Origin of the sequence: Roseimaritima multifibrata (genome assembly GCF_007741495.1) — a bacterium.
In the GTDB taxonomy this organism is placed as follows: Bacteria; Planctomycetota; Planctomycetia; order Pirellulales; family Pirellulaceae; genus Roseimaritima; species Roseimaritima multifibrata.
In genome coordinates, this window is sequence record NZ_CP036262.1 from 5,213,392 (window position 1) to 5,234,098 (window position 20,707).

The 20,707-nt window shown below is 55.3% G+C and carries 14 protein-coding genes; 8 read left to right on the forward strand and 6 right to left on the reverse strand.

Annotated features, from left to right (window positions below):
• Nucleotides 1-172: 172 nt before the first annotated feature.
• A complete protein-coding gene (locus FF011L_RS18895) occupies nt 173-1,744 on the reverse strand; it encodes an MFS transporter (RefSeq protein WP_246109508.1) in 1,572 nt (523 codons plus the stop codon).
• A gap of 391 nt (nt 1,745-2,135) precedes the next feature.
• Here FF011L_RS18895 and aspS point away from each other — a divergent pair, with 391 nt between their 5' ends.
• Entirely contained in the window at nt 2,136-3,908 is a 1,773-nt protein-coding gene (gene aspS / locus FF011L_RS18900) for an aspartate--tRNA ligase (RefSeq protein WP_145353283.1), read from the forward strand.
• 16 nt (nt 3,909-3,924) lie between these two features.
• On the opposite strand, the gene FF011L_RS18905 is transcribed toward aspS, so the two are convergent.
• On the reverse strand, nt 3,925-4,404 hold the full coding sequence (locus tag FF011L_RS18905; protein ID WP_145353285.1) for a hypothetical protein: 480 nt from the start codon (nt 4,402-4,404) through the stop codon (nt 3,925-3,927).
• 319 nt (nt 4,405-4,723) lie between these two features.
• On the opposite strand from FF011L_RS18905, the gene FF011L_RS18910 reads away from it, so the two are divergent.
• Nucleotides 4,724-5,656 (forward strand): SMP-30/gluconolactonase/LRE family protein, encoded by a 933-nt coding sequence (locus tag FF011L_RS18910; RefSeq protein WP_145353287.1) that lies wholly within the window; start codon nt 4,724-4,726, stop codon nt 5,654-5,656.
• 46 nt (nt 5,657-5,702) lie between these two features.
• Entirely contained in the window at nt 5,703-6,494 is a 792-nt protein-coding gene (locus tag FF011L_RS18915) for an SGNH/GDSL hydrolase family protein (protein ID WP_145353288.1), read from the forward strand.
• A gap of 184 nt (nt 6,495-6,678) precedes the next feature.
• On the opposite strand, the gene FF011L_RS18920 is transcribed toward FF011L_RS18915, so the two are convergent.
• The 4 genes from FF011L_RS18920 to FF011L_RS18935 all read right to left on the reverse strand — a co-directional run bounded on the left by FF011L_RS18920 (nt 6,679) and on the right by FF011L_RS18935 (nt 12,160).
• Nucleotides 6,679-8,466, reverse strand: a complete 1,788-nt coding sequence (locus FF011L_RS18920; protein WP_145353290.1) for a SulP family inorganic anion transporter — start codon at nt 8,464-8,466, stop codon at nt 6,679-6,681.
• A 693-nt stretch (nt 8,467-9,159) separates the two neighbouring features.
• On the reverse strand, nt 9,160-10,080 hold the full coding sequence (locus FF011L_RS18925; protein WP_145353292.1) for an SHD1 domain-containing protein: 921 nt from the start codon (nt 10,078-10,080) through the stop codon (nt 9,160-9,162).
• 150 nt (nt 10,081-10,230) lie between these two features.
• Complete coding sequence (gene surE, locus FF011L_RS18930; RefSeq protein ID WP_145353295.1) at nt 10,231-10,974, reverse strand: 5'/3'-nucleotidase SurE; 744 nt, start codon at nt 10,972-10,974, stop codon at nt 10,231-10,233.
• Between the two features lie 58 nt (nt 10,975-11,032).
• Nucleotides 11,033-12,160 (reverse strand): DegT/DnrJ/EryC1/StrS family aminotransferase, encoded by a 1,128-nt coding sequence (locus FF011L_RS18935; protein WP_145353297.1) that lies wholly within the window; start codon nt 12,158-12,160, stop codon nt 11,033-11,035.
• Nucleotides 12,161-12,298: 138 nt separating this feature from the next.
• Here FF011L_RS18935 and FF011L_RS18940 point away from each other — a divergent pair, with 138 nt between their 5' ends.
• The 5 genes from FF011L_RS18940 to FF011L_RS18960 all read left to right on the forward strand — a co-directional run bounded on the left by FF011L_RS18940 (nt 12,299) and on the right by FF011L_RS18960 (nt 20,707).
• Nucleotides 12,299-12,754 carry a preprotein translocase subunit YajC gene (locus tag FF011L_RS18940; RefSeq protein ID WP_145353299.1) on the forward strand — a complete coding sequence of 152 codons (456 nt, stop codon included), beginning with the start codon at nt 12,299-12,301 and terminating at the stop codon, nt 12,752-12,754.
• Between the two features lie 150 nt (nt 12,755-12,904).
• The gene (gene secD / locus FF011L_RS18945) at nt 12,905-16,267 is read left to right on the forward strand and encodes a protein translocase subunit SecD (RefSeq protein WP_246109509.1); all 3,363 of its coding nucleotides are present in this window, start codon (nt 12,905-12,907) and stop codon (nt 16,265-16,267) included.
• A 66-nt stretch (nt 16,268-16,333) separates the two neighbouring features.
• Nucleotides 16,334-17,251 carry a phosphatidate cytidylyltransferase gene (locus FF011L_RS18950; RefSeq protein WP_145353301.1) on the forward strand — a complete coding sequence of 306 codons (918 nt, stop codon included), beginning with the start codon at nt 16,334-16,336 and terminating at the stop codon, nt 17,249-17,251.
• Between the two features lie 69 nt (nt 17,252-17,320).
• Complete coding sequence (locus FF011L_RS18955; protein ID WP_145353303.1) at nt 17,321-18,319, forward strand: PhoH family protein; 999 nt, start codon at nt 17,321-17,323, stop codon at nt 18,317-18,319.
• Between the two features lie 27 nt (nt 18,320-18,346).
• Complete coding sequence (locus FF011L_RS18960) at nt 18,347-20,707, forward strand: HD family phosphohydrolase (RefSeq protein WP_145353305.1); 2,361 nt, start codon at nt 18,347-18,349, stop codon at nt 20,705-20,707.

Below are 20,707 nucleotides of genomic sequence, written 5' to 3' on the forward strand. Positions count from 1 at the left end.
TATCGCATGCCGACCGCAATATTGTAGCGAACCGGCAATCGATTGCCCTGCAATACGCCCCCTTTTCAAAAATACGCCCAGACGGGGAGCGGGCAGAAGCGTGTCGCTGAGAAACTCGCCAGCGAAGCTGGCTTAGAACCAGCCTCGCTGGGCTCGTTTTTGCAATCCAGTCCTAGGTCGCTACCGGAGTCTCCTCGTCGGCGGCCGGTTCCTCTTTTTTCCCTTCGCTATCCAAGACAACCGGTTTGTAACCTCCCTGAGAGATGTAGTAGATCAACAGTCCCAGGAATCCAATCGCCATCGCAAAAGGAAGGGCGGCAGTTAGCGTCAACGCACTCCGTCCTCCTGACAGGTAAGCGGCCTGCACGGCAGGAATATCCGTAGCCGCATGAGCCAACATCACTTCCTTCTCTTCGGGACTTAGCAGGTCCGCATCTTTGATCGAATCAAGATTCCCGAAGCCACCATCCTTAAGTTCCTTCACCTTATTGACCGCCCCCAGTTTTGCGGGCGCCAACGGAATGTAGTCGTATCCCCAGCTGCTGACAGGTTCCGGAGCTTTATAGCGTTCAAAGGTTTCAGGAGCATTCTGTTCCAGCGATTCAGACATGTGATACCCTTGCTGGGCTCCGATCCGCGGCCCACCGATCTGGCCGACGGTCAACATCCCGGCGGCACCCAGTGCCCCCATCGCGATCGCTCCACTTTGTGGGTATCGCTCTCCGGCGACGCCCAGCATGGTCGGCCACAAGAATGCCTTCCCGAAACTGTAGAAAGTCGCTGCGGCGAAGATCATTGCCACACTATCCGTCGGCATTCCCAACCAAAGAAGTCCCAGGCAGGCGACCACGGAACTGACCAGCAATAAACCAATCGGATTGATTTTATGGACAATCGGACCGGCGAAGAATCGCAAGACAAACATCAGTGCCGACGTGTAGACCAAGATCAAAACCGCGTTTGGCAACACGTTTTCCATCAACTTGGTCATCCAGGAATCAACGCCCAATTCCATGTATCCGATCATCGCGTGCAGCACGATCAGGACCAGGAAGGGAATCGATGCAAAGCACGAGAAGACCGTTGCAAACCCGCCCTTGGCAGTTTCGCCAACCGTTTCGGGGAACTTCTCGGGGAGTGCCAAAATCCCGTAAGCCAAAACAAACAGGACAAAACTAGACAAAGCCCACTGCCAAGGGATCTGAACAAACCAAGATTCAGGACCGATGAAACCAGCGGCAAACAGTCCCCCAAGAATCATCCCCGCAGGCCAACCGGCATGCAGAATGTTCAAATGGTGTGTTTTGCTTTCAGGATAGATCTGAGAAATCAACGGGTTGATAACCGCTTCATATAACCCTTGGCAAATGGAGAACAGGAAGGCACTCCAGAACAGCAGATTGAACACTTTGGTCGATGCGGTTCCCGGATCGGCTTCCTGCCACATAACAAACAATGGCGAAGCAAGAAAAAGCATCGCGGCACTTGCCAAGTGCATCACGAAGGCAAGCGTTAGCAGCTTCTTGTATCCAAACTTCTCGACCAGAATCCCGCCGAAGAAGATCATGATTCCAAAACCAAGAAAACCGGCTCCAAGAATAGCGCCGAATCCTCCACCACCAATCCCGAACTCCGTTTCCCAGTCACCCCCTGCAGCCGTTCGAGTCGCAAACCCAACTCCCGAGGCAACCAGGGTTAGAAAGCTGGCAAGCATTAGCTTGCCACGCGAAATTTGCAAATCCATGAAGAACTCCAGCGAATAGGAACAGTAGAGGGTGGCGGGACTATGCTCAGCAAAATGCCATTAAGCTTAGATTTGAACGGAGTATAGTTGCCTAGAGGGGCCTCTGACAATCATCAAGCTAGCTATGGCAAGTGATATTGTCGAACAATTCGGCCCCAGCAGCGACCAGCCCCTGGCGGAGCAACACACTCACCACGCCCAGTCCATGCATAGCCCACGACCAGTCCACGCCTTCCCGTAGCTACCGTCGCCAGAGGGTGGGATTTCTGCGAAGCGAACCGCCTGGCGGTTTGCGATTTCGGTCCGGTCGCTACAATGCCTGTTGCATTCGGGAATCCCCCTCTCTTTATTGCACCTGCTTTTACTCAACTTCGTATTGGATCGTTTTACCGTGTTACGCACTCATACCTGTGGCCAGCTCCGCAGTGAACATGTTGGCCAAGATGTCACCCTTTGTGGTTGGGTTGAAAGCAAACGCGACCATGGTGGATCGGTCTTTATCGATCTCCGTGACCGCTATGGACTGACTCAAGTCGTTGTCGGCCCTCCGGAAGCACAATCCGACTTGATTGATATCGCAGGCCGCGTGGGAACCGAATCGGTCATCTTGGTTCGGGGCAAGGTTTCGCCTCGGCTGGAAGGCAAAACGAATGACAAACTGGAAACCGGAGCCATCGAGGTTCGCTGCGAGCACTACGAAGTCCTCAACCCTTGCCCGACGCCTCCCTTTACTCCCAGCCAACAAGAACTTCCCGGCGAAGACCTTCGCCTGAAGTACCGCTTCCTTGATCTCCGGCGTCCCGCCATGCTTCGCAGCATGGAACTGCGTAGCCGGATCATCAAGACCATGCGTGACTACTTCGCCGAAAACGATTTCATCGACGTGGAAACCCCCATCCTCGGACGCAGCACTCCGGAAGGAGCCCGCGATTACTTGGTTCCCAGCCGAGTCCATCCAGGAAGTTTCTACGCACTGCCACAATCGCCGCAGCTGTACAAACAGATCTTGATGGTTTCAGGATTCGACCGCTACGTCCAAGTCGCAAAGTGCTTCCGCGACGAAGACCTTCGCGCCGACCGACAACCCGAATTCACTCAGCTGGACATGGAAATGTCCTTTGTCGATCAAGACGATGTGATGGGCATGATCGAGGGACTGGTTCAGCGAACGGCCCTCGACCTGAAGGGTGAAGAAGTTGCGACGCCCCTTCCTCGGATGACCTGGGACGAATCGATGCGTCGCTTCGGCACCGACGCGCCGGACCTTCGCTTTGGAATGGAGATTGTCGACATTTCGGAAATTTCCGCAGAAGTTGAATTTCGCGTATTCCGCGGAGCCGTCGATAACGGCGGGTTCGTTCGCGGATTAAACGCCAAAGGCCAAGCGACCGAATTCTCTCGCAAACGGATCGACGAACTAACCGAATTCGTCAAACAGAACTCCGGCGCGAAAGGCTTGGCTTGGTTCCGCGTCGAACCGGATGGAACGCTTTGGTCCCCGACCAGCAAAAACTTCACCGCGGAACAGTTGGCCCAAATCGGGACAGCCATGAAAGCCGAAGTAGGGGACCTGTTGCTGTTCCTTGCCGACAGCTGGGAAGTCACCTGCAAAGGATTGGCTGGCCTGCGAAAACGTTTGGGTGCCGAACTGAAATTGTACGGTCCGGAAGCGATGAGCTATTCCTGGATCACCGATTTCCCAATGTTCGAACACGATGCCGAAGAAGACCGCTGGGTCGCGATGCATCATCCGTTCACCGCTCCCTTGGCTTCCGACCTTGCGAAACTAAAAGAGAACCCTGCGGAATGCCGTGCCCAAGCCTATGACTTGGTCATCAACGGCAGCGAAGCGGGTGGCGGAACCATCCGAATCCACGATGGGGAAACCCAACAGCAAGTCTTTGACCTGCTGGGAATCGATGCCGAAACGGCTCGCGACCGCTTCGGATTCCTTCTGGACGCACTGAAGTATGGGGCTCCACCGCACGGTGGGATCGCCCTTGGCGTCGATCGCTGGGTGATGCTGTTCGCAGGCCTGGACAATATCCGCGAAGTGATCGCGTTCCCGAAAACGCAAAAAGCGAACGACCTGATGACCGAAGCCCCAGGGCAGGTCGACAGCAAGCAGCTGCAAGAGCTACACCTGCGAACGGTCAAAGCTTAGTTAGCGGAAACTTTCGCTAAAGGTACATACCGACGAAGCCACCCGCTTCGTCGCTTTCGGCCTGCAGTCGCTGGATTCGTTCCTCTGCCTGCTGCAGGTCGCCAGCTTCGATGTAACTATCGAATTCAACCAAGACCGCTTGGCGGACGCTTTCGGACAAATATTCGACCATCGGTTCGCTTAGCCACGAACAGGTCTCTTTTTCCAGCGTCACAATCAGGTCCGACTGTTTTGCATGCCGATCGTTCTGATCGGTCAAAACGGTCCCTTCAAATGCAAACCGAACCATCCCACGCAGCGGGTCATTGGTGAGGTGATAGGTACAGCTGGCGGCGTATAAATAATACGTATTCATCATGCCGTGCTTCTCAATCGCCGCTTTGACGCGAAGCACAAACTGCTCGTATTTTGGCGAAGCGTCCACCGGCACATCCAACCGCGTCACGGTTCGCAACGGCCGGCAATCGAATTCAATTTCTACCCATTTTCCACGCATGCGAATCCTTCTCCATCGGTCTTGAATGGTTTTGTATCAGCATAACATTCCCGGCAGAGCAGGGGAGTACCGTCGGTCGATTCGGCGGCACGCTGCAACAGGAAGCGTTCACACGATTCGCCGACCGCCCAAATCGCGTTGATTCCAGGCAGCCAAACGAAAGAGACGGACCGTTTCCATTCGAGGCACGCCCAAGCAACAACGGGTTCAGCGGCAGCGCTGCCGACGTCTACTCACCCTTGGGCGGAACCCGCCCCGAGGGGAAAGCGTGAAGGTTACAATGGGCCTCCTTCCTTTCCCCATCCTCAATGAGATCTCCATGCCTGCCAAACTATCTCGATGTCTTGTTTTAACGGGATGTCTATTGTCTCCCTTCGGGATCGCCGCAAACGATGCAACGGCTCAACCGGTCGCTCCCAAAACAAAGATCGAAGCGACCGCACCAGTCGTTAAGATCGCCGGCGATTTTGCGTTCACCGAAGGCCCCGCCGTTGCTGCCGATGGGACGTTGTACTTTACGGACATTCCCAACGAAACGATTCATATTTTAAAGCCGGGTGGCAAGATCGAAGCGTTCACGGAGACGTCCGGACATGCCAACGGTCTGTGGATTGACGAACAAGACCGATTGCTGGCGTGCGAGATGGACGGGCAATTGGTCGCCTACGATCGCAACAGCAAAAAGCGAACGGTCCTGGCAGATTCCTATGAAGGGATGCGTTTCAATGCTCCCAACGACGTCGTCCCCGATCGTCGCGGCGGCCAATACTTCACGGACCCTCTGTACCGCGCCCCGGAACCACTGCCTCAGAAAATCCAGGCGGTCTACCACGTCAGCAAAGAGGGGACCGTGACTCGCATTAGCGATGCGATCGCCGCCCCCAACGGGATCGGGCTCTCTCCCGATGGCAAAACCCTTTACGTGATCCCCAGCCAAACCTCTCAAATGCTCTCTTTTCCTATCTCCGAGGATGGAAGCGTTGGCCCCGAAGCTCCGTTTTGCCAACTCCAGCAGCCCGCGGGCAAAGCGCAAACGGGCGGAGACGGGATGGCCATGGACGTGGAGGGGAACCTTTACATCACGACTGAACTTGGCATTCAAATCTTCAATCCTGAAGGCGAGCAAATTGGCTTGGTCGCCATCCCCGAACATCCGGCCAACGTCACCTTTGGTGGCAAAGACCGAAAGACGATGTACGTCACCGCCAGAACCGGCCTGTACTCCGTAGCGATGCCAATCGCCGGACTATAATCGGTGCTTCCTAACTCTTATCGACTCCCTGCCACTGGATCATCCAATGAACCAAAACTCAAACGACAACAACCCACCGGCTCTCGACAACCGCCGCGATGTTTTAAAACGATCCCTCTTACTGGCTTCCGCTGCGACCGCCTTCCCACTGGTTGGAAACGCGTTCCAGGCGTCGGCGGCTCCCGCCCCTCTTGCTCCAGAAATCGAACCCAATCAAGTGATTCTGTTCCAAGGGGACTCAATCACCGACGCCCATCGCGACCGAAAACGGGCAGGAGCCAATGACCCGGCGGCACTTGGCAACGGATACCCAATGTTCGCCGCAGGTGGAATCCTCGCCAGCCACCCCAGCGCCAACCTAAAAGTTTACAACCGCGGCATCAGTGGAAACAAAGTTCCCGACCTGGACAATCGTTGGGAAAAAGACTGCATCGATTTAAAGCCAAACGTTGTCAGCATCCTGATCGGCGTGAATGACATCTGGCACAAAATGGCTGGACGTTACGACGGAACGGTCGAAACCTACCGGGACGGATACGCAGCCCTAATTGAACGAACCCAGAAGGCTCTTCCCGACACACGCATCGTGGTCTGCGAACCGTTTGTGCTTCGCTGTGGCGCCGTGAAGGACGACTGGTTCCCCGAATTTGACCAACGCCGTGAAGCCGCCCTTGAGGTCGCCGATCGATTCAAGCTGACCGTCGTTCCGTTCCAAACGATGTTCGACGAAGCGATCAAGACTACCGAACCGGCCTACTGGGCAGCTGACGGAGTCCATCCGACAATCGCCGGACATGCATTGATGGCAACCAAGTGGCGAGAAGTCGTCGGCATCTAGAAAACGCCTGCTCGAATGAAACGCCCCCACATTCGCCAGGATGTGGGTGGCAAAAGCGTAGCGTCAAACGGAAAACGCTCACTTAGCGTCGCCTTTCGCTCCGCGAAAGCAGCTCCAAAAAGACGTTCTTTCGCGGAGCGAAAGGCGACAAATCTTCTCCGCTTCCGATGAAAACGCCAGCCCGTTAAGCCAGGCGATCGGTCGCGATGTGATACTGCGGGTCTTCCGATAAATTGACCTCGACTAGGTCTCCCGCATTGTTCAGCAGACGGCGGCACTCGGGACTTAGATGAGTCAGGTGCAGACGCTTGTTTGCGGCTTCATATTTTTCGGCCAGTGCACTGATCGCTTCTAAGCCCGATTGGTCATAGACCCGGCTGTAGTAAAAATCGATAACGACATCTTCGGGATCTTCCGCGACATCGAACATCTCTTTGAAACTGGAAACCGAAGCGAAGAACAACGGCCCGTGCAGCTGATAAATCTTGCTACCGAATTCATTGATTTTGACTTCCGCACCGATATGGGTCGCGTGTTGCCACGCAAAGACCAAGGCGCTGACGATCACTCCAAGAATCACGGCGGAGGCCAAATCGTGCATCACCACGGTGTAGCCAGCGACCAGAACCATCACAAAGACATCGCTACGTGGCATTCGGCGAACCATTTTCAACGATGCCCATTCGAACGTTCCGATCACAACCATGAACATCACGCCAACCAGTGCGGCCATCGGAATCTGCTCGATCCATCGTGCCAGAAAAAGAACGAACAACAATAAGGAGATCGCTGCGGTTGCACCCGACAGTCGGCCTCGACCGCCCGAGTTCACATTGATCAAGGACTGTCCGATCATCGCACAGCCCCCCATTCCGCCGAACAGACCGCAGATAATATTGGCGGTCCCCTGACCGACGCACTCGCGATTTCCTTTGCCACGCGTTTCGGTGATTTCATCAATCAACGTCAACGTCATCAGCGATTCGATCAGCCCCACGCCGCAAAGGATAATTGCGAACGGAAAGATGATTTTCAACGTTTCCAAGCTAAACGGAACCGAAGTGTATTTTTCATCGAGGAAATACGGGATGGGCAAACCACCACTGATCCCGGCCGTTTTCCCTTCGTTTTCTTCTAAGACGCGAGCAACCAACAGCGCGTCTTCTTTTTCAGCTCTCTTGGCTTGAACCGGATCAACGGCTTCGGCAAGGTCATAGCTGGCCGCGACGTTCGCATTTTTACCAACCATCCTTCGCGGCCGTGGCTTCGCGGCTTCCGCTTCCTCACGGGCATCTTTGATCTCCGCGGCAATCGTGTTGGTCTGCAACATGTCACCGACCGTCGCCAAGACGTTTTCCTTGCCGGGCGTGTTCATCGAATTGTTGATCGCCACCGACAGCAAGGTTACCGTCAAAATCGCTGCCAACGAGGCGGGAACCGCCTGAGTCAATTTGGGCAGAAGCCAGATAATGCCCATGGTCAACAAGACCAACGCCAACATGATCCATAACGAAGTTCCCGTCAGATAAACCAAATGAAGGTCTGGCGACAACGTCTTAAAACTACCCAGCTGAGCCATTCCGATCACAATCGCAAGGCCGTTCACAAACCCAAGCATGACGGAATGGGGAACCATCCGGATCAATTTTCCCAGGCGACCAACGCCGATCAAGATCTGCAAAATACCGCACAAGATGACGGTCGGAAAAAGGTACTCGACGCCGTGCAACGCAACCAAGCCAACAACCACCACCGCCATCGCTCCGGTCGCTCCGGAAATCATTCCAGGACGGCCACCAACAATCGCGGTGATCAATCCGATAAAGAAGGCCGAATAGAGACCAATTAACGGAGAAACCCCCGCGACAAAGGCAAACGCGATCGCCTCGGGAACCAAGGCCAAAGCGACCGTCAGCCCCGAGAGGACATCATTCTTGATCGAACCAGATTGTTGTCGAAAGAAATTCAGCATAGTGCATCTTATTGGTGGGATCTTCGCCAGAACGGGAATCGATTTGGATTCCGGGGCGCGAGTCAGATATCGCACCGCAAGAGACCATTCCAAGCGAATCGCCAAAGAAAAGTCTTTAAAAAAGGCGTTAGTCGACTATAGGTTGTCCTTCACGGGGGTCAATAACGCTATTGAGTCTCCGCGCGCGTCATCTCTTCATCAAACCACAGTCGCTTCCCCGCTAAGGAAAGTTACCGACCACTAAAGAGCCGCACGGCAACATGCCAATCCAGTAAGAACAAATCCGCAGAAATTAGACGGTGGTTTTTTTTCTCAACGGGTAGCCGCAGGTGGGAGGTGGGAGGTGGGAGGTGGGAGGTGGGAGGTGGGAGGTGGGAGGTGGGAGGTGGGAGGTGGGAGCTGGGAGCTGGGAGCTGGGAGCTGGGAGCTGGGAGGTGGGAGGTGGGAGGTGGGAGGTGGGAGGTGGGAGGTGGGAGGTGTCACCGAAGCTGGGGGTGCACCTGTGCGAAAACGAATCAGACCAGGAGACCAGGAGACCAGGAGACCAGGAGACCAGGAGACCAGGAGACCAGGAGACCAGGAGACCAGGAGACCAGGAGACCAGGAGACCAATCGATTTAGATCTTTTGGGCTCTTCGTCCACGCCTTACGAATTGATCTCGTATGGCGTGGGCGATGGTTAGCGGGCGTCTCTTACAAGTTCATCTTGCGGATGGGGCCGACGACGTATCCGGGGTGCTGACGCAAAGCGATGTAGGAGGCTGCGCGGCTGTCGGATGCAGGGACGGCGACCCGAATCGTTCGCCCGTAACCTCGAGGCCGCAATTCGACTTCCCAGATATCGATAATCCCCGCGTTAGTGGCTAATAAATTCAGTTTCAGCATTTGAATTTGCTGACGCTGCGCTCGATCTTGCTGGTATGCGTGAGCCTGTGAAGCCATCAGAAAACTTTCCTGTTCGGCGGCTTCTTGATCCTTGTGCTGCGCGACCCATGCTTCCCAACCGGGCTTCAAAATGGCCATTTCTTCAGGAGTAAACATAAAGAAAGGGATGCTGATTTCGTCGCCGCTTTCCAGCTGCATCTTGACCCCTTCCAAGTTGTAGGTCTTTCCTCGAGCAGTCAGAGCCGACGCCCAATTGAGGAGTGCCTTCTCATCGGTTAGCTGAACCCCTTCTAGTTTCGAAATAACCCGAAGGATCACCTTCTGCTGAAGAGGTGAAATCGTAGAAAACAGCTGATCGGCAACGTACAGCTTTCCCAATCGCCGTTGGATAGTCACTTCGCGGCGGCCGTAGGCCTCCACTCGGCCTCGAATTTTCAGCCCTTCGTCGGTCGTCCACGTTTGCATTTCCTCAGGATTATCAGTATTTCCTTTGTCCTTAGCGGCAATGTACTCACGATCCGCTTCGGATAGCTCGGACAGTGAAACGGCTACCAAACTGCCGTCCGACTTCTTCAAAACGACCAATTTGTCATTGAAGGCAATCTCTTCCGCCTGCAGGGTGTACTGTCCGTGAGGACTGGACCAAGTCCGCACCTCCGCCGAGCATGGCTGTGGCGCCGCCAAAAAACCGGCTACGCAGATAGGAAATAGCAAAAGCAGAGAACGCATCGTCAGGGCTCCGAATCGAGCAGGCTAAGGGACCAATGCCGTTATTCTAGTTCGCAGCGGACAACAACGCACCTACCAGGGTGAAGAGTCGATCCACATGACTCTCCAGAAATCGTCTCAATCGACACAATGCTCCCGAATCCGAGCGGATCAACCGCCAACCAGCCGATCCAAATCAAAATGCGTCAGCGAGATGCTTCCGGCGAAACAACTTTGAACATCCCCTCCGGGGACTCGCGGGCGACAGTGATAGCTGGTGCTGAACTGACACTCCGCTTCGCCCATTTCGGCCCAGTCGAGCTGAAAGGGAGTCGGATCCACGTCACAGTCGATGATTCGCGGCTGTGCCCGGTCACCAACGGCAGATTCCAGCGGCAGATTAACATTGCGTAAAAACGGCTTTGCCGCGGCCACGTCCAAAATCGCTCGAGCGATCAAGGGTGAAATCCAGGCGGGGACGTGATCCCAAGCCACCGGAAAATCGGGATGCCGAATCTGCGAAAAAGCGACCGCAGGCACCCCCCGCAGGGCCGCTTCCTTGGCAGCCGCAAAAGTCCCACTGGTCAGTAAATCGACCCCCAAATTCCCGCCGTTATTCACCCCCGACAGCACCAAGTCGACAGGCGAAATGAATTGACTTATCCCAACCCGGACGCAATCGACAGGGGAACCATCCAGTGCCCAGCGACGATTTGCTCCGGTGATGATCCGCAGCGGCCGCCCCAAGGTTGCCTGATGCCCACACTCACTCCGTTCTCGGTCAGGGGCGATGGTCGATACCGCGATCTCCAGATCCTCTAACATTGGATCACGACAAGCCATTGCTAATGATTCACAAAGCGCAGCGATTCCCGGCGCATCGATCCCGTCATCGTTGGTCAATAAAACATGCATTCAATACCCAACCAGTCTCCAAAAACAAATCAGACAACGCGAACGAACCGAGCTAAGCTTAGCCCCGACTTTGCATTGACATCTGAGCAAACATCCAGGAGGCGATCGCCTCAAGATTCTCTGTGGAAGCCATCAAAACGGGGTGATCGAGCGTCAACAACCTAGCCCCGGCCTGCTGAGCATTCACCAACGGAAACGGCTGTCGACAACGCTTGGCTGAAACCGCTCCAGCCGATCGATACCCAGCCCGCCACGGCAACCCCACCTGTTTCGCAGCCTGAACGACGCTCGCCCGAATCGATTCCGTCGGCGCCCAACAGGCCCATTTATAATAGTCCTGCCGAAAAGCCCCCTCTGCCAGCCCTTCTTGTGGGGAACCTTCTGCTTCAGCGTCCGCAAAAAACCAGCCCGCCGGAGCCCGTGAACGAAAATAGGTTGACAGCTGACGTGCCCCGGCCCGTCGCTTTGCAGCGTTTGCGTCCAATTCGAAGACCTGTGGCAACACGGCGGCCGCTTGCAGTCCGCTTAGCGGCGTCGCATCGCTGGGGCGTTCGGCATGAATCTTACAACGCTGCGCCAAACGGGAATCGGAAGTGAAAAGGGCTCCTCCGTTCCCGCACGTCAATGCCTTGCTGCCTCCAAAACTGATCACTCCCGCATCCCCCCAAGTTCCCGCCGGACGCCCATCGACGATTCCACCGGGAACATGGCACGCATCCTCAACCAGAACCACTTGGTTTGCATCGGCCCATTCGCGCAGCGGCCGCATTTGGACGAAATCGCCATACAGGTGCGAAACGACAACCGCTTTGGTCTCGGGGGTCGCCGCAGCGATGACCTGGGAAACGTCGATCGCGGTCGAACCCTCCAAGCAATCGACCAGCACCGGGCGAAACCCTGACAGTTCGACCGTTCTGCGATTGCCCGGGAAATCAAAGGCACTCAATATCACCTCGGCGCCAGCCGGTAACCGAGCGCTTCGCAGAACGGTTTCCAACGCAGCGGTCCCACTGCAGCACAACTGCACATGAGGGCCCCCGAACCGCTTCGCCAGCTCCGATTGCAATTCGGTGGTGATCGCCGAGTGATACGCGCCCCATTGCCCATCTGCCAGGACCGCCGCTACGGAATCGCGGATCGCGGCAGATTGGGGTGGCCAGGAAGGCCAGGCAGGAAGGGAATGCATTGGCGGTCGGAGCAATCGAGCTGAAAGGGACCGGGAAGGGGGACATCCCAAAAGCCTTGTGAATCAGGCTGGGCTTGCCGCTTATTTTAGTCGCCCTTATTATGCCGCGTTTGCACCTTTCCGCCGACCCTGATTGATATGTCGTTTCAGCCAATCGAATGGATGACCAGCCGTCTCTTCTCCCAAGCTAACAATTTCTGGTTATTCGCCAATGAGGCGGCCGGAAATGCCGCCGAAGCTGGAGCGGGCGGCGAAGGGGGAGCACCTGGCGACCAACCTGTCGATTTTTTCCAGCAGGTCCTCACAAGCCCGTTTTTGCTTGGCGGAGGCCTCTTGGCATTGTTTTATGTCATGGTTTTGCTGCCAGAAAAACGCAAAAAAGCCAAGGTAGCCGAGCGTTTAAGCGCTCTGAAAGCCAATCAACGGATCGTGACGATCGGCGGGATTCACGGCGTCATCGTTTCGGCCGCGGCCGATTCGGACGTGGTCACAATCAAAACGGACGAAGGGTCGGGAAACCGAATGAAGATCAATCGATCGGCGATCGCGACCGTATTAGAAGACGAAAAATCGGGTTCGAAGAAGGATTCGTAAGGATCCTCAAACCTTCCCGCTGACAAAAAAACCACCGAAAAACAAAAAACGGGAAAAAGTCAGGGAGATTCGTCTCCTCGGACGTCCATTCCTGTTTGTAAGACTGCTATTTAACTTCTCATTTCCCCCACGCACCTGCTCGATTCCATGATGGATTTATCTTCCCCCACCGTCTGGGCAGACTTCGGTCGTGCCGCACTGACGGACCTGATGCTGTTTGCCAACCAAGCGGAAGGCACCGAGCTGCCCGCTGAAGAGGGCATGAATTTCACCAAAGTTCTCTGGTTGGTCGGAATTGCAGCCGTCCTTATCCTCCCATTTGTGGTGGGGAACGCGATCGCCAAACAGCTTCGGCTGCCAGCCGATGGAACGCGTCTGGGGATTATCCTGTTGGCGATCACCGCCTCGGTTAGCGTGCTGAGCCTAGGAACCCTGAAATACGGTGTTGACCTTCGTGGGGGAACGATCCTGGTCTACGAAATGGACCCGGAATCGGCCAAAGAACGAGCCGCAGCGAACGAGCAACGGATCACCGCAGAAGATTTGGTCCCCTCGCTCGTAAAACGAATCAACCCTTCGGGAACTCAAGAAATTGTTGTTCGCCCTTATGGTGAAGAACAAATTGAGATCATTATTCCTGAAGTCGATCAATTTGAAGTCGATCGAATCAAGGGTGTCATCGAACAGGCCGGTATCCTCCGCTTTGCAATCATCGCAAATGGTCGTGACGATTCCGAACTGATCGCATTGGCTCGCGAACGAGCCAACAGCGAAGACATCAACGACCGAATGGCGAAATCTTTCACCAACCGAAAAGGAACCTCGATCGGGTTCTGGGCAACGGTCGACCGCGAAACCAAAGCCGGAAAGTCGGGCGTTCAGCCGCTGCGAGTCGCCGTCAGTGGTGTCACGGTTCGAAACCGGGCAACCGGCGAGATCCTAGACATTCCACCGGCAGTCGCTGGCAACACGGAAACGACCGCAGCCTACCTGCAATCGATCGGGGTCCAAGAAATCCAAGCCCTGATGGCAACGCGTCCAGGCATGGACGTCACTGGCGAAGACTTGGCGATGTCCTCGCGAGGCGTCGATGAAAAAGGTAGTCCCGCCGTCAACTTCAAAATGGACGGACCTGGCAGTCGCCGCTTTTTGCGGCTGACCTCACGCAACAAACCGGACGGAAACTTCTTCCGCCGTTTGGGAATCGTGCTGGACGATGACTTGCTGTCCGCCCCGCAAATCAATTCACCCATTAACGGTACCGGGATTATCACCGGTGAATTCACCGCCGAAGAAGTCGATCGACTTGTCGACATCCTTCAAGCCGGACAACTTCCGGCCGCTCTGACCAAACAACCAATCGCGGAAAACCAAATCGGTTCAACCCTTGGTCACGACACGATCACCAAAGGTGTCTGGGCCATCGGCGGTTCGCTGTTTTTGGTCCTCGTGTTCATTGTCTTCTATTACCGGTTTGCTGGAATCATTGCCTGTTCGGCACTGATCTTGAACTTGGTGATGACCTTGGCAGTCATGATTTTGATCAATCAACCGATCACCCTTCCAGGTCTGGCCGGTTTGGTTTTGACCGTCGGTATGTCGGTCGATGCGAACGTTCTGATCTTCGAACGCATCCGCGAAGAATTGAAGAAGGGTGCGGCAGACCGAATGGCCATCCGCAACGGTTTCGCTCGAGCAACCACAACGATTGTCGATGCTAACCTGACCACCTTGATCACGGCGATCGTTTTGTACGCCATTGGTACTGACCAGATTCGCGGTTTCGCTGTGACTCTGATTTTGGGCATTCTGTTCAGTATGTTCACCGCGATTTACATGTCGCGAACCTTCTTCGACATTGCCGACCGTCGTGGATTTGCAGACCTTCGGATGTCCGATTTGGTTACACAGCTCCGAGGCCAAGGCCCTGGATTCAATTTCATCAATTTGGCTCGGGGAACTTTTGTGGTGTCCGCTCTGCTGGTTGTCGGTGGAATCGCCGCAATCTTTGCTCGTGGTAGTTCGATCCTCGATATCGACTTCGCCGGTGGTTCATCGGTTACTTTTCAACTGCAAGAACCGGTTAAAGCTAACGAAGTCCGCAAGTTTGTTGACGAAGCTTTGAACCCCAATGAAGATGAAGATCCGATTGTCTTCACATTGAACAGCGTGACGATCAACTCGCTGGGCGACAACGCAAGCGAATTGGTTTACAAGGTCGACACCGGCTTGGAAGACGTCAACGAACTGAAGGCCAAACTACGAGACGGATTCTCAACGAATCCTGATATCGCATTGGTGACCTATGACGTGAATGTTAGCGATGGAAACATTGCTCCAACGCCACCGGCCGATGCCGACAAGCCTGCCCCCAGCGCAAGTGATTCGTCGTACATCTCTTCCGCAACCGCCACCCAGTTTGTTGCTTTCCGAAGCCAGGACGAAGGTGTTGAACCGGAAACGCCGGCGGAACCAGAAGCTCCAGCGGAACCAGAAGCAGCCCCCGCTGAAGATGCAGCCCCTGCCGAACCGGCAGCTCCGGCTGACGATGCAGCTCCGGCCGCTGAAGTCGATCCTGCGACACCACCGGTTGGTGTATTGGCACCTCAGCCAGCGGTTAAAAGCGAGGCTCCTCGTTTTTCAGCAAACATCACCTTGGCGGTTGAAGGAAACGAAGACGCCGATACCGCTCAGATCAAAGCCGAAGTCCTGCGGGCTCGCATCTACGATGCCGCTAAGAAGGTTGGCGTGGAACTGGGTGAACGAGCGGTCGAAGTCAGCCCTACCGGTGAAGGGACCGAACAGTGGAATCGTGATTCCGCATTGACGTTCAGCCACTGGAATATCGAACTTCGCACCGATCCTGAAACAGGCCTGTTGGTCACTCAACAGCTGAAAGAATCGCTCGGCAGTGATCCGGTTTGGATTTCCAGCAGCAGCATCGGTAAGCGAGTTGCCGGAGACATGATTCGCCGAGCCGGTGGCGCGATGTTCGCCAGCTTGCTTTGCATCATCGGCTACATTTGGTTCCGTTTCCAACACGTGATGTACGGCCTGGCTGCCGTCGCCGCGTTGGTTCACGACGTGATCATTACGCTAGGTGCAATCGCCATCAGTTTCTGGGTTGCGGACGCACTCGGATTCCTGCTGATCGATCAGTTCAAGATCAGCCTGACGGTGGTGGCAGCGTTGCTGACGATCGTCGGGTATTCATTGAACGATACGATTGTGGTCTTCGACCGTATTCGTGAAACCAAGGGCAAGAGCCCTCGCTTGACCGAAGACATGGTGAATTCCAGTATCACTCAGACCCTCAGCCGTACATTGCTGACGTCGTTGACCACGTTGTTTGTGGTCGCGGTTCTGTACGCCTTTGGTGGAGAAGGGATTCACGCCTTTGCGTTTGCTCTGGTCATCGGTGTTTTGGTCGGTACTTACAGTTCGATCTTTGTCGCCAGCCCCATCCTGTTGTGGATGATTCAGCGTTATCAGCCAGAAGCTAGAAATGCCTAACTTGGCTGAAACCAAACTCCGCACGCTGCGAAAAATCAGCGTGCGGATTCGCGGAAGGAACGACACGTGCTAAAAGATCGACTTCGCTCCTCTGCGATTTTGCTGACGTTTGTTTTCCTGATGGTTTGGCTGGATGCCCGCCACGCTTTATTTGGCGTGGGAGGGATCTGGCTGCTTCCGATGCTGATGTTGCTGACGCTGGGAACGGCTGTCGACATTTGCCGTTTACTGACAGGCGCGAACCGATTGGTTCGCCAACCTGTCACAGTGGTAGCGACGATGTTGGTCCCGCTATTTGCCTGCATTCCCTACATTTGGGAGATCAGCGGAAACCTCTACCCGGCCGACTGTCCTGTGGGACGCGTCGGTTGGATTGGAATCGGAATCTTCGTTGCCGCTGGGATCGCACTGACAGCGGAAATGATGCATTACGGACGTGGCCCCGTCGGCGCAATGGACCGCCTGCAAGCAGGCATTTTCGTGGCAACCTACGTCGGGGTCCCGATGGCCTTCCTGGTCGCCGTTCGTAATCTGGGATCTGGCAACTGGGGATTGGCTGCACTGTTAACCCTGATTGCAGTGACCAAAGTATGTGACGCGGGGGCCTACTTTACCGGCAGCATGATCGGCAAACATAAACTCATCCCCCGGCTTAGCCCTGGTAAAACCTGGGAGGGGGCATGTGGTGGAATCGTCGCATCGATCGCGGTCGCTTACGGTTGTGTCCACTGGCTGTTTCCGGCAATGGTAGAAATTCCGTTCACCGCTGCCCCCTGGTGGGGACCGGCCGTGCTGGGAACGATTTGTGCGATTACAGGGATGATGGGGGATTTAGCTGAATCCCTTGTGAAACGGGATACCGGCGCCAAAGACAGCGGAACCACCCTTCCGGGGCTGGGTGGGGTGTGGGATGTAACGGATTCACTGATCGCAACGTCCGTTCCCGGCTTTTTGTGCTTCGCAGCAGGGTTGGCGGGTGCATAGCTTGTCAGTAACGAAGCACCCTATAATATCGGAACCCTCGTCAACGTCTTCAAAGACAATCCAGGCTCTATGACTGAAGCGACTCTTCCCGGCACACACCCCGACGAAATACTTAATATTTTTGGTCCTCGTGATCAAAACTTGAAAGTGCTCCGGCGGATGTTCGATGTTGCAATCACCCATCGAGATGGCCGGATTCGTATTACGGGGGATTCGGACCGCGTCAAACAGGCGACGCGTGTCCTAGAGCAACTGCGCGGACTTGCCCGGCGACGTGGCCTGCTGTCGATCGAAGACATTGAAGCGGTCGCGGCTGGCGAAACCGTCCCGCCAGCCCTCCCTAGTCGCTTGCCAACAGAAGAATCAAACACAAGCGGACAAGGCCGTCCGCCGCAGCCGGCCGGATCGGTCGATGTCAAGCAAGCGGGTCGCAAGATCAAACCCCGCACCAAAGGACAAGCCGCCTACGTCAGTGCGATTCGCAAATATGATCTCACCTTCTGCATTGGGCCCGCAGGTACAGGGAAAACCTACCTGGCAGTCGCAACGGCTGTCGAAGCTTTAAAAAGTCAACAGGTCCGGAAGATCGTCTTGGTCCGCCCGGCCGTCGAAGCGGGAGAAAGCCTTGGTTTCCTTCCCGGAGACCTTCGAGCCAAATTAAATCCCTACCTGCGACCGCTTCTCGACGCATTAAGCGACATGATCGATTACGATCAGACTCGAAATTTGATGGAATTGGATGTCATTGAAGTCATTCCGTTGGCCTACATGCGTGGGCGGACGCTGAATGACGCGTTCATCATTTTGGACGAAGCCCAAAACACGACCGTCGCCCAAATGAAAATGTTTTTAACTCGTCTGGGCGAACGAAGTCATATGGTTGTTTCGGGCGACATAACCCAACTGGACCTTCCAAGAGGAACCACCAGCGGGTTGTCCGATGCTCTAAAAAGACTTTCTTCGATCGATTCGATCGGGACGGTTTATCTTGGAAAGACCGATATCGTTCGTCATGCTTTGGTTCAAAAAATCGTCACCGCGTACGAGGACAATCAGAACGAAACGTAGTGCTTCACTGCGGTTGGTTCGTCTGCCATGAGCAGTACTCCATCGAAACGAACACGGTCCGAGCGAGCCCAGTCACTGGGAACGCATCCACCCCGTCTGAAAAAGTTGATGCAAGACTTTTCGGATCGAGGCATTTGGACTCGATTGGCGATCGCCGCCTTGGCTGCGGGTTTGATGCTGTTTGCATGCGAGACTTGGAAGCCTCCTTTTGCCTACCGAACGGGTTTCATTCCTCCTCGGGACCTGGTGGCGCGGATCAATTTTGAAGTCCCTGATCTGGCCGGCACCCAAGTCGCTCAGGCTCGAAAACGAGCCGAGGTGATCACGTTCTACCGCAATGATCCTCAACCGTTAAACCAGCGCCGCGAGAATCTGAAGAACCAACTGTTTGTCATTCTTGATGCCGCTTCCTACGAACAGATGAGCGAGGAAGAGCGGCAGGTCTTTGGCGAATTCTGGACCGGAGACGAAACGTCGGAAGGGGCCGATTCCCACGCGGCCCAGTTCGCCGCCCTCAAGTCAACGCTGGCAACCGATACCGCACTATCGGACTTGGATGCTAGTTTAAAAATGGCGATGGATACGATGTATACCGACGGGCTACTGCAAGTCCCGACGCACAGCATCGACCAAGGCAATCAACGTGTGATTTCGATCTATCCCGCGGGAAGACCTGATGAAGCCCGCCAGGTCGAAGTGGCCAGCGTCCGGATCGCGCAAGCTCGCGATGAACTGACCACCAAATTGGCCGAACAATTTCGACTCCGCTTCGGGGACAAACCGGCCTACGAAACCGCGGCGAAAATGATCGCTCAGTGGATGAACAAAGCCCTTCCAGAAACCCTCACCTACGACGATCAGCGAAGCGAAAAAGCTCGAGTCGCAGCGGCGGAGTCGGTTGGAACGGTCATGACGGCGTACCGCAGCGGCACCACCCCGATCGCAACCGCCGGTCGCCCTATCGATACAACTCAGCTGGACGTATTGCATACGGAATGGAAAGTACTAACGGACAACATGGAATGGACCGATCGTCTGCTCCGAGTCGTTGCCTATCTGGGGATGATCATCGCACTCTATCTGCTGTGCGGGTCCTACATCTACTTCGTCGACGATCGCCCCCTCTTAGCTGATCCTCGGAAACTATCATTGCTGCTTGGGTTGATGTTCCTGACCGTGTCGCTCTGCCACTGGACGTCCCGTGAGCAGTGGCAGGCCGCAACCATCCCGCTGGTAATCGCATCGGTCACAGCAGTCGTTGTCTACGGCCGCGAACTGGCGCTCCTGCTGATGTCTTCGGTCTGCCTGGCGGTAACGCTGTTTAACGGCAGTGACTTGGCCGACTTGGTCACAATGACCGCCGCTGCAACCAGCTGTATCCTGCTGCTGGGACGTTTGCGCAGCCGCACCCGATTGCTGTATCTGGGAATTACAGTTGCCGCGGTCGTCGCTGCGACGGTGATCGGTGTCGGAATTGTCACCGGACAATCGCTGTCGGCAGGGAACGCGGGCGCCGGCCAAGAAGGATTGATCCAGTCCTCCCTGTTAAGTGATTTACTACGCACGCTTTTAGAAGAAGCGATCTGGATTGGCGGTTGCGTGATCGTCTCCTGTTTGGCCACCACCGGGCTGCTGCCGGTTATCGAACGTGTGTTCGGAGTTCAAACGGACCTAAGCCTGCTGGAATTGGGGGATGCCGGTCACCCGTTGTTACGCCAATTGGCACAACGAGCCCCCGGAACCTACAACCATTCGATCAATGTCGCATCGATTGGCGAAGCGGCCGCCGATGCGATCGGAGCCAATGGATTATTGGTCCGCGTGGGAGCTTACTTCCATGACATCGGCAAGATGTTCAAACCGAACTACTTCATCGAAAACCAAGGACAGGGCCCCAACCAACACGATTCCCTGCAACCGGCGATGAGCACGTTGGTGATCATTGCCCACGTGAAGGACGGTGCCGACCTTGCACGCACCCATCACCTGCCAGAATCGATCATCGACTTCATCCTCCAGCATCACGGCACCACGCTGGTCGAATACTTCTACCGCGAAGCAACCAAACGAAGCGAATCGGACCCCAACGGTGAGGAAGTATCGGACAAAGACTTCCGCTACCCAGGCCCCAAACCACAGACGCTGGAAGCGGCCGTGATGATGCTGGCCGACACCGTCGAAAGTGCCAGCCGAACCCTGGTCGACCCCACCCCCGCTCGGATCAAAAGCCTTGTCGAGGCGATCGCGATGAAGAAGCTGAGCGATGGTCAGTTCGACGAGTGCGGTTTGACCCTCATGCAACTGGACCGAATTAAACAAAGCCTCGTGAAATCGCTAACCGCGATTTATCATTCCCGCGTCAAGTATCCAGGACAACAGACAGCCTAA

What these genes read in the sequence shown, in the direction of transcription:
- FF011L_RS18895 (WP_246109508.1), bottom strand. Translation starts at nt 1,744, where the DNA reads ATGGATTTGCAAATTTCGCGTGGCAAGCTAATGCTTGCCAGCTTTCTA.
- FF011L_RS18905 (WP_145353285.1), bottom strand. Translation starts at nt 4,404, where the DNA reads ATGCGTGGAAAATGGGTAGAAATTGAATTCGATTGCCGGCCGTTGCGA.
- FF011L_RS18910 (WP_145353287.1), top strand. Translation starts at nt 4,724, where the DNA reads ATGCCTGCCAAACTATCTCGATGTCTTGTTTTAACGGGATGTCTATTG.
- FF011L_RS18915 (WP_145353288.1), top strand. Translation starts at nt 5,703, where the DNA reads ATGAACCAAAACTCAAACGACAACAACCCACCGGCTCTCGACAACCGC.
- FF011L_RS18920 (WP_145353290.1), bottom strand. Translation starts at nt 8,466, where the DNA reads ATGCTGAATTTCTTTCGACAACAATCTGGTTCGATCAAGAATGATGTC.
- FF011L_RS18925 (WP_145353292.1), bottom strand. Translation starts at nt 10,080, where the DNA reads ATGCGTTCTCTGCTTTTGCTATTTCCTATCTGCGTAGCCGGTTTTTTG.
- surE (WP_145353295.1), bottom strand. Translation starts at nt 10,974, where the DNA reads ATGCATGTTTTATTGACCAACGATGACGGGATCGATGCGCCGGGAATC.
- FF011L_RS18935 (WP_145353297.1), bottom strand. Translation starts at nt 12,160, where the DNA reads ATGCATTCCCTTCCTGCCTGGCCTTCCTGGCCACCCCAATCTGCCGCG.
- FF011L_RS18940 (WP_145353299.1), top strand. Translation starts at nt 12,299, where the DNA reads ATGTCGTTTCAGCCAATCGAATGGATGACCAGCCGTCTCTTCTCCCAA.
- secD (WP_246109509.1), top strand. Translation starts at nt 12,905, where the DNA reads ATGGATTTATCTTCCCCCACCGTCTGGGCAGACTTCGGTCGTGCCGCA.
- FF011L_RS18955 (WP_145353303.1), top strand. Translation starts at nt 17,321, where the DNA reads ATGACTGAAGCGACTCTTCCCGGCACACACCCCGACGAAATACTTAAT.
- FF011L_RS18960 (WP_145353305.1), top strand. Translation starts at nt 18,347, where the DNA reads ATGAGCAGTACTCCATCGAAACGAACACGGTCCGAGCGAGCCCAGTCA.